Genomic DNA, 11,036 nt, shown 5'->3' on the forward strand with positions numbered 1-11,036 from the left:
TAGAGCGTTTCCCTGACTGATTGAATCATTTGGGCTTTGCAAATCAGATGGGTTCTGATTCAAACTTTCTGCCGATGGAGGTCGGCAGATAATGTCGAAAGCCCTTTCCGTTGATCTTCGCGCACGTGTTCTTGCCGCCGTCTCAGCCGGAGCGTCGCACCGGGAGGCTGCCGAGCGCTTTGGCGTCAGTGCGGCCAGCGTGAGCCGGTGGCGAAACCTGCAAGTCCGTCAGGGCCATGTTCGACCGGGTCCGCTGGGTGGAGACCGTCATTCGTACAAAACCGAAGCCAACGCCGACGCGATCATGTCGTGGCTTGAGGAACACCGGGACGGCACCTTGTTCGAACTTCGTGATGCCCTTGCAGCTCAGGGCATCGCCATCAGCAAGTCGGCGCTGCACCGTTTCCTTGTCCGGCACACCGGCTCGCAGCGGACGTAGCGAGCACTAAGATGGCAGGCATCTGCGGACTAAACTCATTGCTGCTCTTGCAATCAAGCCATACGGAGAGAATTGCTCCAAAGGCCCTGATCCGGGCCGACTTGGTGAGCAATCTCTATGATCTGCTGGTAGGAGATCGGAGTTCGGGGTGATCGCAGCTTGACCACCGAAACTGGGATCCACCCCAGGCTTTGCTTCACCTTTCGCGCCGTCGGGAAGCTTGGTGATCGGCAAAGGCGGCGAGGGCGGTCGCTTGAAGGTTGATCTGGAAGAGAATGGGCGCGGACCGCGAACGTACATGCCGTAGTCAACGCTCGTTGGGCCTGTTGCGTTTTCCGGTTCTGGCAGATAGTCACCGGATTGAAAATTCAGGTGACTAGGAACTCAATGATGTCGAAGCAATCTGGCGTTGTCGTGGTGTTTCCGGTGTACAACGGCGCCAAGACGCTGGAGGCGAGCCTTCAGTGTATCGCCGACCAAGAGTTTAGAGATTTCCGCGCGATCATCCTAGAAAACTGCTCCACGGATGACACGGTGAAGATCGCCGAGAAGTTCTGCGAGCGGGACCGTCGCTTCTCGATCGTGCACAACGAGCAGCATCTCAGTGCAATGGATAATTTCGCTAAAGCTTTCCGCCTCGGAGCGGACAGTGGCGATTTTTTCTGCCTTCGCGCATGTGACGATTTCTCTTCGTCGGACTTTCTCTCCAAGCTCGTCGGCGCCCTAGAAGTTGACGATAGCAAGCTGCTTGCCACGGGTTCGACCAAGAGCATTCGCGGCGATGTGGTAAGACTTAAACACCCATCGCCCTCGACGTTCGGCTTCCCGCGTCGCTATGCTGCCGGAGAAGTCCCGCGGAACCTGACATTCCCTGGTGAATGGGTCTATGGTGTATTTCGCTCATCGGCCATCGATACGCTGATGGGGCGATGGTACGAGTTCAATAATCCCTGGTGCGTGGCGTCATACGTCATTGCCGAGTTCGTAATCCGAGACCTCGTTGCGTACGTGCCCGGCCCAACTTACGACTTCATGGAGGGATCGGGATCGGAGAAAAAGTATGGCGCGAAGTCGTTCCGCGACAAACTGCGGCAACGGCTAGCCTATACGCTCGGGTGCTATAAACTACTCCACAAGCTTCCAAGGGCGAGCCTCTTCACCAGAATGAAGTTTTTCCGAATGTGCTGGAATGACGCTCGAAGGAAAACGCGCTACAAACTCTTCTGGGTATTTTGAGCACCCTCTGATCGTCCATGGATCATATAAAGGTAGCCGAACTCAACGGGTTCACCGGCATCGGATTCTATCAGGTATCGGATTTCGTCTTCGGAACGAAGAACCGACAGCCGCCGCTCCTCTCCCGGCAAGAAACCAAGAGCTGTGTATAGCCCGATTGCTTTATCGTTGTTAGCGAAGACGTTGAGGTGGATCGATTTCAGCCCAAGGTCCGCAAAGCCCCAGGCCAAGAGGCTCTGAACGGCCGCCGCTGCAATCCTCGGATAGGTCGAAACCTCGCCACGTAGAACGTTGTCAAGTTCGGCACTTTCTTCAGTTAGGTTGGCGAAGCCGACGTTGCCAATAAGCTTGTCATCAGCATCGATGATCAAGAATAGAATCCGGTCTCCGCTGGGCACAACCACCTTTTCGAGCCAGTTGGCCGTGCGGGCTTCGGTTGCCTTGAATTGGGTAAGGAAGGCCTCCTTGTTGGCATTCCGCCATGCGGTGAGAGCGGCAATCGTCGTGGGGTCAGAAGCATTCGCCTGGTCGAGACAGCAGAGGCGACCAATCACATGGCCGCCATCTGACACGATCGGAATCATGAGCGAGTGTTGGCGGTCTTCATTCGCCTTTACAAAGACCGGATCAAACTTTGCCATCAACTGCCTCGCTCACTTTGACGTCTTGAGACGCCGGCAATAGCCGCCTGGCGATGACGAGAATACCAATTTCCCGTTGATGGCAGGATCTACCTCAAAATCCTGGGTTTCCGTCAGATACTGACGCAAAGCGGTCAAAGGATCATTGCCCGTTTCCCACTGTTTGGATCGCTGGATTGCGCTGCCTTCCGGTATATGGCCGACCACGGTGTCAGCTACGACGAGATAGCATCCGTCGCTCACCAAAGGCCCGTATGCTCGGCATTCGTCGAGGACGTGCTTGAATGTGTGGTCGCTGTCCAGAACGACCATGACCTTAGCACCCGGCGGGATAAGTGCCCGTACCTGCTCGAGTGTCGATTCATCCGTCGACCCTCCTTGCACGAGCTCAATCCGATCCGCCAGGTGATGTGTCTCGATAGACTCGCGGTTGTGCGCTCGAATGTCGATGTCAACGCCGATCACCTTTGCTTCGGTCTGTCCAGTCGCAGCAAGGATAGAGGCCATGAAGATTAGAGAACCGCCACGCGCGACACCTGTCTCGATGATCACGTCAGGTCTCGTGTTCCAGATCGCCTCTTGGGTCGCCATAACGTCTGCCGGCAATTGGATAATAGGAACACCCATCCAAGACCACAGATACGGGTAGTCGTAGCGGTTCAGGGACATCAGCAGTTCGACAGACTGCTTCAGCGCATCTCCATCCTGCGCGAGCGCACGGCTCATCCTATCTTTATGAGCCTCAAACTCCTGGCGGTCGTCCGTTGTCGACATGCCTCTTCTCCGTTGTCATGAATGGCGCGTCGTGCACCAATCCAAATTCACATTAGCACGTGGCTCAGGAGGTCGCTTTCGCTGAGTACCAAATTTGGCGGGTGTCCCTTGCGGACATAGTGCTCGCGGTCGCGGACTTCCGTGACGAACACGGCGGTACGGCCAACCTCAGTCTCCGTCAGCTCTGTTGCTGGGGCCACGATCTCAATCTCAGATCGTAGGCCAACCTCACGCAGAAGGTCTGCCAACGAATCGTGGTTGTCGACACCGTGTAGCAGCAGTTTTTCGACTTCGGGAGCGGTGTTGGCCTGTTGGGCAAGTGTTTGGACGGCCACCATCAGAGGCAGGACATTACGCGCCTCGGCGACCTCAGGGTGACTGGCGAACCCCCCCATCATAAGCCGGGTGTAGAGTTCGTAGGCTCGGACATAGTCCCGCTTTTGGAACCACATTCGCAAGGCAACCGTCATCCGCACCATCGTGAAGTCGAGGACTTGGGCGTCGCGCGTGCGGCGCTTATCAGCGTTCATGTCCACTGCCCCCCGTTTTGCGCCCATGTAGAGGAAGTATTCTAGCCCGCCCCGATAGCGGTCCCACGCGGTCAGAACTTCGGCGTGGCCGGCTTGTGGGCGGTCGCGTGTGATTTTCGAGCGGATCACTTGGCGATAGAACGGATTCTTGAGGAAGGCAACGGCCCCCTGGTCTAGGAAATGCGCGAGATGCGAGAATGCCCAGTAGGCAAAGTGGCGCTGGACTAGAGCTGACCGGAGCGCGGAAGATCGGAAGATGGCGATCTCGGGAAACACGTGTCCGTCAATCAAAAAGTCGAAGCAACTTTCGAACGCCTGCTTCTTGAACTTGGTGTTCTTCGCGACGGAATAGAAGGGCGGATTGTCTCGTCCATCCACTTCATCATGGGTGTACCAAGGCGCGTAGCAAGCACCGACATCAATATTCAGATCGAGATACCTGATCGCCTCGATAATCCCCTCATTGATAAGCAAATCGTCGTCCGCGAGGTAGATAACATATTCTCCCAGCGCGTGCCGGTATGAGCCCAAGCTATTGGCTTCCGCTCCGAAGTTCTCTACTTGCCGGAAGTAGCGGATGGGCAACCCCTTGCCGAGGAAACGTTTGACGACCTCGCAAGTATCGTCCGTCGAGGCGTTGTCGGAAACAACAATCTCGTAAGAGAAGGGAAATTTGTAGAGGTCGACGAAGTAGCTGAGAGCCTTCTCCAAGAAGGGTGCGCGATTATACGTCGGTATGCAGATACTCAGTTTTATCTGGTGCAAGGCGCCCTCCATCATCGACCAACGGGGGCCCGTGAGGCCGATCACGCAAGTCGTTTGTAGCGGCCTTTATCGGTTTACTGTCTTGTGTGAGCCTTGCCTTGAATTGCCCTATTTATCCATGCGCCTTGTAGCGGCGTTGGTTCTCGTTCTTCCTCTCTGGTTGGGTCAACTTCCAGATTTTGTGGGACAAAGCTTAGAAGCTTTGTGGTTGATTGGCCTTCTGCCTAAACGTTGCGCCAGGGCTGTTCGATCGTTCGTCGTCGGCGCCGATGTCACGACACAATATCCGCGAGAAGCGATTCGGGCAGAATCCAGGAAGGCCTCCCATGAGGGCTGTCACTGCGCGCACTGATACCAGAATTCATAGACCTGATTTCGGAGAGGTCGACCTTCGGTAATCACACAGTCCCTTCCACCTTGGTTTTCAAGATACCTCCGGGCGGTGCTTCGGAGCTTCTCATCCAGCATCAAGGGCGTAACGAACTTGGGTGGGGCAGGCGAAGCGGCTACCGGCGAGACCATGAGAGATTTGTCGGTCTTGTGACGGTAGACATCGAACTTCTCTCCTTCGAGTTCCACCCTCTGAGCCTCGAAGTTGTAGGTATTCATTCGCGCCCATTCCAATGTGGAAGAACAGCCCCCGAGATTTAAGGCTGCAATGAACCCGATCAAGAAGATGATTCGCATCAACCCTCGCAAACAATTTACCCCAGGATAGACTGGGCGTCGGTTTTTCGGAAGAAGTTGCCTCCCTCATTTCGACAGGAAAGGGGCGTGGGCTGCCTGACATTCCAGTGGCCTGCCATGCTTCCCTCGCCGCATGAGGAGCAGGAAGTTCTACAGCATGCTCTGTACTGGTTCGTTGGCGCCTCCTACGGCGGGCGTGATGACCAGGCTGGGCGTTTTCTGACTGAGGGTATCTGGGATAGCGGTACTCCTCTTATGTTCGTTTGCGAGGGTTCCCCACCGGGGTCCTGCCTCCAACTTTGTTCAACAAACAGATGATTTTGGCACGCCTACTTTGGGCTGACTACCGGTCTAAGACTTCCCGAGCGGCGCAACCTCTTGACGATGCATATATTGGACTGGACGTCTATAAGGACTCTATTTCCGTGGCCGTTGCCGAAGCGGGAAGGTTGGGTGAAGTTCGCCTCACCGGTATTGCGCCAATGGCGCTCGGCGTCATTTTCGCAGAGGCGGTCCGGCGGGTCGTGCTGGTGATAGTCGGAAAGGGGGGATTATAGCACGCTGCTCACCGAGGCGGCCGCCACCGGCGTCCCGATGGGCACCGCCTTCAGCAGCGCATCAATGACCATGTCTGCCCCCTCGATGGCCAGATGGTCGCTATTCCAATAGAGGAACGTCGGCTCGCGATAGGCCATGCAATAAGAGCCGTCGCAGAAAAGCGGACGCGGATCAAACTTCGACACGCTCGGATGCTCCGACAGGACGGCCGCGAGGGAGTTGTCGAACGACTGGATGCGGGCGCGGAAATCGGGTTCCGGGATACCGCACTTGTCGAGCGATTTGGCGCTCAGGCTTCCCCGAAGCGACGCCATCAACGGATTATCGAAGCCCACGCAATCGCGCGGCCTGAAAACCATGTCCGGGATGTCGCCGAGGACGATGACGCGCTTTCCTTGCGCGGCGAGGGCCGCCAGCATCTTCCGGCCAGCATTTTCAAACCGCTCGCGACGCTCATCGGTGAGGTCAGCTGCAACCCGCTGGCCCTCGATGTTCTCATATTTCATGCCGGCGGCGAGGACGCTGTAATAGCCGGCGAGAATGACGGTCTCGATCGATCGGTTCTTCTCAAGAAAGGCGATCGTGTCGGCAGCGACTTTTTCGCAGCGGGCATGTCCAGAGAAGGGCAAGCAATTTGGCGCGCTGGTGTTCAGGACGCTCAAGCTCGGCAGCTTCTTCGCCAGGCTCTGGAAATATTGGTGAGCGTGCGAATCGCCGATGATTGCGACATCGGCCGGCCTGTCCTTGGACAGCAGGCAACTCCATGCGTCCGCAAGATCCGGGTACACCTCGGCGCATGTGGCGTTTTTCAGCGGGTGCGGGTAGTCGGCGAAAAGGACGGCGGCGGAAGGCGGCGACAGCTCGACTCGGCTTGGTATGCCGTTCATGCCGTAGACACCGGCGCCGGTGAAGAGCAGCGCAATCATGCCCGCGGACAGCGCCGGCACCCACACCCGCTTGTCACCACCATATCGAATCGGGCGCTCGATAAGGCGGTATGTCGCCCAGGCGAGAGCGATGGCCGCAAGCACCGCGATCGTCCGGCTCTCCCACGCTATTTCGCGATAGACGCCGTCGGCCTTGCCGATCCGAAGGAACGCGAGAATCGGCCAGTGCCATAGATAGAGTGGGTAGCTGATCAGGCCAAACCAGACCGCCACCTTATTAGAAAGCACCGTTCGGTTGATCACGGCGGCCGGCCCTGCCGCCATCAGGAGCACAGCGCCCGCCACCGGCAGCAGCGCCCAAGCGCCCGGGAAAGCATAGCTCTTCTTGATCACCAGCAGGCCGACGACGATCAGGACTAGGCCCAGGACAGAGAACCCGTCGCGGTGGCGGTCGCTCGGCGATATGCCTTGCGCCAGGCAATAGGCGAGAATCCCGCCCGCCATCAGTTCCCAGAACCGGGTCGGCGGCGCATAGAATGCCAAGGTTGGATCGGCGTAGGTGTAATAGACGCCGGCCGCGAACGAGGCGGCCGCGATCGTCAGAGACAACTTGAGGAACGAAAACCGCCAGCGCCAGGCGAGCCATAGGAAAACGGGCCAGACGATATAGAATTGCTCCTCGATGCCGAGCGACCACAAATGCAGCAGAGGCTTCAGTTCCGACGACACGTCGAAATAGCCGACCTCCTGCCAGAGCAACAGGTTGACGATGAAGGCGGCGCTGCCGGCGACGTGCTTCCCGACCTGGGCGTATTCATCAGAGAACAACCCGAGCCAACCTGCAGCGAGACAAGCGGCCAAAACCGTGATCAGGGCTGGGAATATCCGGAGCACACGCCTGGCATAGAACTTCAGGATGGAGAAGGTTCCAGCCTTCAGTTCGCGGAGCAGGATACCGGTGATCAGGAAACCGGAGATCACAAAGAAGATGTCGACACCGACGAAACCGCCCTTCAGCTTTCCACCGGGAAAGGCGTGGTAGATTACGACGGAGAGGACGGCGATGGCTCGGAGGCCATCGATGTCCGGCCGATACTTTTCGGCATGTTGTGTCGACATGATTTGCGCTTGCTGACTGAGTGCTTCCTCACCTGCGATTATCGACCAGAAATTGCTGGATCAAGTGGGATCGCGCTGTTTGCTACGTTGGGCGCAATTTATCCCGTCGGATTGTGGCGGCTTCGCCGCCAGCACCTGAAGCGGATCTGCTTGTTGAGCCAAAACTCCAGCGTCGTCCGGAAGTACTTGGCGAGACGCAGAGCGGTATCCGTGGTTATTGGTGTTTGCTCCGCCGCTAACTGAGGAACAGACCAAGGCGATCTAGATCGGCAATACGGTGAAGTACAAGGACAACGGAAACGTCTACTTCACGTGGATGGCCGACGGGACGCTACTCGGAATCTACGACAAGAAAGATGGCACTCACACCTGGGCAGATGGCACGTGGACCGTGAAGGACAACACCTTCTGCTTTGAATCGCATTGGAAGAATGCGTCTGGAACGACAGTCTTCACCTACGCGCCCTGCAAGGCGTGGTTCAAAGCGGGCAAGGCTATCTAAACGAAGTCCATCTCGGGCGACGGCAGCTTCTACGATGACGAGATCAAGAAGTTTTCAAAGGGTGACAAAGTCACGGGCCGCCTGGAAGCGGTCAAGACTTCGATAAAACAGCACTTGCGGCGTAGCGAGCATTCGAGTGGGACCTGCCATTTGGTGCGTTTGCATGCAGAAGTGTTTGTCGGCGCGGGGTGCCAATCGGCCGCCGCGCTGATTCATGCCGATCGTCGTGGCGAGCCGTAAATGGCAAGTCCAGCGTCGGAGACCGCCCCAAACGCGCATTGTGCATCGGACACTACCCAAAATAGTTACTTGATCCACGACATTCTTTAGGTTCAACTAATATTTACGGGAAGCGCTGGGGGAACTGCTCAACTGCCCTGCGTTGTATGTGCGATCTCGGGCCAGGTGCCCGCCCTCGTCGGTGAACTATTCGGCCGACGGGGTGCCATTCCTTTGCCCAGGATCATATCAGCGAGGGTTCAGGTTGGCGGCTCTACCAAACCGATCGGGCGATGTACTATGCAACCAATAAGTTGCCGAAAGCCAACAAGGGCCTCGCGTTTACTGGCGGGAAGACCAACTTACCCCCATTACGGTTACCCTGACGTGGAGGGCTCACAATGGAGAGTGTGGCCGACTTGGATCAGCGTAATCACCAAAAGCCGAAGGCGAGACGCCGAGCCTCGCCCCAAGCGCAGACACGGTATGCATGCGACAGGCCGGCAAATCTTTGGCTTTCCGATCGGGTTCGTGGCGTTGCCCTCACGGCTGAAATCGTAAACCGCGGCACGACTACTATGCGGATATTTTCGGCGTCCGGATTCTGCACGTCCAAGGGGAACAATATGTCTTGGAGACCGACGCTCGCCGCCAGACAGAACAGGCGCTCTTACTAGCTCGGCTGATGGCTAGTGCTCGCGATGTAATTGATCGACCGAGAGAGTGGTTATGAGGACCGAGTTCGACCTGGAATCGATAGAGAGGGCTTTTGTTGCAGCCGCGATCGACCCCAGCAAATGGAACGGTGCGATGGATGTCGCGGCCACGGCCACCGGCTCCTATGGAGCCCTGCTTTTTGACGCGCAAAATCGACTGCCGGGATTTCCCCAGAGCGAATCCATGGCGGGTGCCGTCGATAGTTATATCAATGGAGGTTGGGTCGAGCGGGATGTCCGCTACGGTGTGAAACCACTTCTTATCCGGAAGGGTATCGCGACGGACCTCGATTTGTTCACGTCCGATCAGATTGCCAGGCACTCGTATTATCAGGAGTTTCTTGCCCCACATGGATTACGCTGGTGCGCATGTGTGAAGGTGGCATCTGGGGACAGCCTTTGGGTCCTCTCACTTCAGCGCTCCATTGAGCAGGGCCCATTCTCCCCGACGCAACTCCAGACACTAACCAATCTTTCCGGCCGGCTAGGCACTGCCTCCGCAATATCTCGAATGCTTGGCTTTGCTCGCATGGATGCCGCGCTTGACGCTTTTGAAACGAGCCGGGTTGCTGCTATCGCCTTTGACGCAAAGGGCCATGTTGTGAAGCTCAACGGGTCGGCGGAAGGTATGCTGGATGGAGCGTTACGCATTGTCGACAGAAGGCTGTGCTCCTACGACACGAACTCCACGACCACGTTCAATAGATCACTGAGGCAAATTTTGCTCCACGGATCATCCTGCTCCGCAGTGGTCGCGTTTCCGAGACCCGGGCTCTTCCCGATCCTTGCGTGCGTCGTTGGGCTTAAATCCATCGCTTTCAACCCGCTGGCACCGGGTCAAGCCGTCGCAGTGCTGATCGATCCCCAGATTGGGCGGACACCTGGCCAAGCTGCCATTCAGGCCTGTTTTTCGCTCTCGGCGGCAGAATCAAAACTGGCAGACAGGCTTGCGACCGGCGCGTCTTTAGAGGAAGTGGCAAGCGTCTGCGGCATATCCTATGAGACCGCGCGGAACCAACTCAAAGCCGTTTTCAGCAAGACGGGTACTCACAGGCAATCGGAGCTCGTGACTCTACTTTCCCGGATTTGCCATATTCCCGCGAGGTGACCCATCTGCTCGAAGCCGGTTTGACCCAAATGGGTCATGCGCTGTTTCGCACACTGTGTTTAGTTACTGCTAATATACGGCGCGTCGCCGCTGTCACCATCGCGAGTGCTGGCCTCGCGGAGAATTGCGGTCCCAACGCGCTTTGCTTGAGAATTGATCGGATTCCGTAATGTAAATTCATATTGGGGAGGGAAAAATGGCCGAGAAATACGGAACGAACGGCAGCGACGTCATTAGCGGAACCGAGGAGGACGATGTCCTGCACGGCGGTCCGCAAGCCGGCGACCCCTCCCTTGAGGTCGGCGATGACGAGATCAATGGATTGGGCGGCAATGATGTCATCTACGGGTATGGCGGCCAGGACACGCTGACCGGGGGGGCCGGCTACGACTACCTGGATGGCGGCCTTGGCACTGATACGCTCGACACGGGTGCCGACGGCGGCCAGGCCTTTGGTGGCAGCGGTGACGACGGCCTGATCGGCGGCGACGGCGCCGACTATCTGGCCGGCGGCGAAGGCAGCGACACGATCAATGCCGGAGCGGGCGACGACACGCTCATAGACGATGACAATGCGGCCTCTTCCGGCAATGACATTCTCAACGGCGGATCGGGCAACGACACACTCTACAGCTACGGCGGGGCCGACACGCTCGACGGTGGCGACGGCGAGGACACGGCGGTGATCGACCGCTCGACGGCAACGGCTGCGCTCAATATCTCGATGATCAGCACGACGGCAGCCACCGCGATCGGCGATGGCACGACCTTCGTCAATGTCGAGCACGTCCAGATCACCGGCGGTTCGGGCGACGACGTCATCACCACGTTGGACGGGAATGATCAGCTTTACGG

General features: G+C 57.4%; 9 protein-coding genes and 1 pseudogene. 5 read left to right on the forward strand and 5 right to left on the reverse strand.

Features of this window, described 5'->3' with window-relative positions; all coding sequences use genetic code 11:
• Positions 1 to 91 precede the first annotated feature (91 nt).
• Both ACTJKM_RS35670 and ACTJKM_RS35675 read left to right on the forward strand, forming a co-directional pair.
• Positions 92 to 433, forward strand: a pseudogene (locus ACTJKM_RS35670) (helix-turn-helix domain-containing protein); the annotation flags it as partial.
• Positions 434 to 829: 396 nt separating this feature from the next.
• Entirely contained in the window at positions 830 to 1,675 is an 846-nt protein-coding gene (locus tag ACTJKM_RS35675; protein WP_440638839.1) for a glycosyltransferase family 2 protein, read from the forward strand.
• On the opposite strand, the gene ACTJKM_RS35680 is transcribed toward ACTJKM_RS35675, so the two are convergent.
• From ACTJKM_RS35680 to ACTJKM_RS35700, 5 genes are all read right to left on the reverse strand, one after another.
• The gene (locus ACTJKM_RS35680; protein WP_440638837.1) at positions 1,651 to 2,316 is read right to left on the reverse strand and encodes a GNAT family N-acetyltransferase; all 666 of its coding nucleotides are present in this window, start codon (positions 2,314 to 2,316) and stop codon (positions 1,651 to 1,653) included. The genes ACTJKM_RS35675 and ACTJKM_RS35680 overlap by 25 nt on opposite strands.
• Positions 2,317 to 2,328: 12 nt before the next feature.
• Positions 2,329 to 3,090 carry a cephalosporin hydroxylase family protein gene (locus ACTJKM_RS35685; protein ID WP_440638835.1) on the reverse strand — a complete coding sequence of 254 codons (762 nt, stop codon included), beginning with the start codon at positions 3,088 to 3,090 and terminating at the stop codon, positions 2,329 to 2,331.
• Positions 3,091 to 3,137: 47 nt separating this feature from the next.
• Complete coding sequence (locus ACTJKM_RS35690; RefSeq protein ID WP_440638833.1) at positions 3,138 to 4,385, reverse strand: glycosyltransferase family 2 protein; 1,248 nt, start codon at positions 4,383 to 4,385, stop codon at positions 3,138 to 3,140.
• Positions 4,386 to 4,721: 336 nt separating this feature from the next.
• Positions 4,722 to 4,994 carry a hypothetical protein gene (locus ACTJKM_RS35695; RefSeq protein ID WP_440638831.1) on the reverse strand — a complete coding sequence of 91 codons (273 nt, stop codon included), beginning with the start codon at positions 4,992 to 4,994 and terminating at the stop codon, positions 4,722 to 4,724.
• Positions 4,995 to 5,623: 629 nt separating this feature from the next.
• Positions 5,624 to 7,636, reverse strand: a complete 2,013-nt coding sequence (locus tag ACTJKM_RS35700) for an acyltransferase family protein (RefSeq protein ID WP_440638829.1) — start codon at positions 7,634 to 7,636, stop codon at positions 5,624 to 5,626.
• 277 nt (positions 7,637 to 7,913) lie between these two features.
• Here ACTJKM_RS35700 and ACTJKM_RS35705 point away from each other — a divergent pair, with 277 nt between their 5' ends.
• From ACTJKM_RS35705 to ACTJKM_RS35715, 3 genes are all read left to right on the forward strand, one after another.
• Entirely contained in the window at positions 7,914 to 8,138 is a 225-nt protein-coding gene (locus ACTJKM_RS35705) for a DUF995 domain-containing protein (protein ID WP_440661871.1), read from the forward strand.
• Between the two features lie 948 nt (positions 8,139 to 9,086).
• The gene (locus ACTJKM_RS35710) at positions 9,087 to 10,181 is read left to right on the forward strand and encodes a helix-turn-helix transcriptional regulator (RefSeq protein WP_440638825.1); all 1,095 of its coding nucleotides are present in this window, start codon (positions 9,087 to 9,089) and stop codon (positions 10,179 to 10,181) included.
• A gap of 196 nt (positions 10,182 to 10,377) precedes the next feature.
• On the forward strand, positions 10,378 to 11,036 hold a 659-nt coding region (locus tag ACTJKM_RS35715), incomplete at its 3' end, for a calcium-binding protein (protein WP_440661872.1).

Origin of the sequence: Ensifer sp. 22460, assembly GCF_052044935.1 — a bacterium.
GTDB lineage: Bacteria > Pseudomonadota > Alphaproteobacteria > Rhizobiales > Rhizobiaceae > Ensifer.

Excerpts from the sequence above, each read along its gene's own strand:
- ACTJKM_RS35700 (WP_440638829.1), bottom strand. The coding sequence starts at position 7,636 with ATGTCGACACAACATGCCGAAAAGTATCGGCCGGACATCGATGGCCTC.
- ACTJKM_RS35695 (WP_440638831.1), bottom strand. The coding sequence starts at position 4,994 with ATGAATACCTACAACTTCGAGGCTCAGAGGGTGGAACTCGAAGGAGAG.
- ACTJKM_RS35710 (WP_440638825.1), top strand. The coding sequence starts at position 9,087 with ATGAGGACCGAGTTCGACCTGGAATCGATAGAGAGGGCTTTTGTTGCA.
- ACTJKM_RS35680 (WP_440638837.1), bottom strand. The coding sequence starts at position 2,316 with ATGGCAAAGTTTGATCCGGTCTTTGTAAAGGCGAATGAAGACCGCCAA.
- ACTJKM_RS35685 (WP_440638835.1), bottom strand. The coding sequence starts at position 3,090 with ATGTCGACAACGGACGACCGCCAGGAGTTTGAGGCTCATAAAGATAGG.
- ACTJKM_RS35675 (WP_440638839.1), top strand. The coding sequence starts at position 830 with ATGTCGAAGCAATCTGGCGTTGTCGTGGTGTTTCCGGTGTACAACGGC.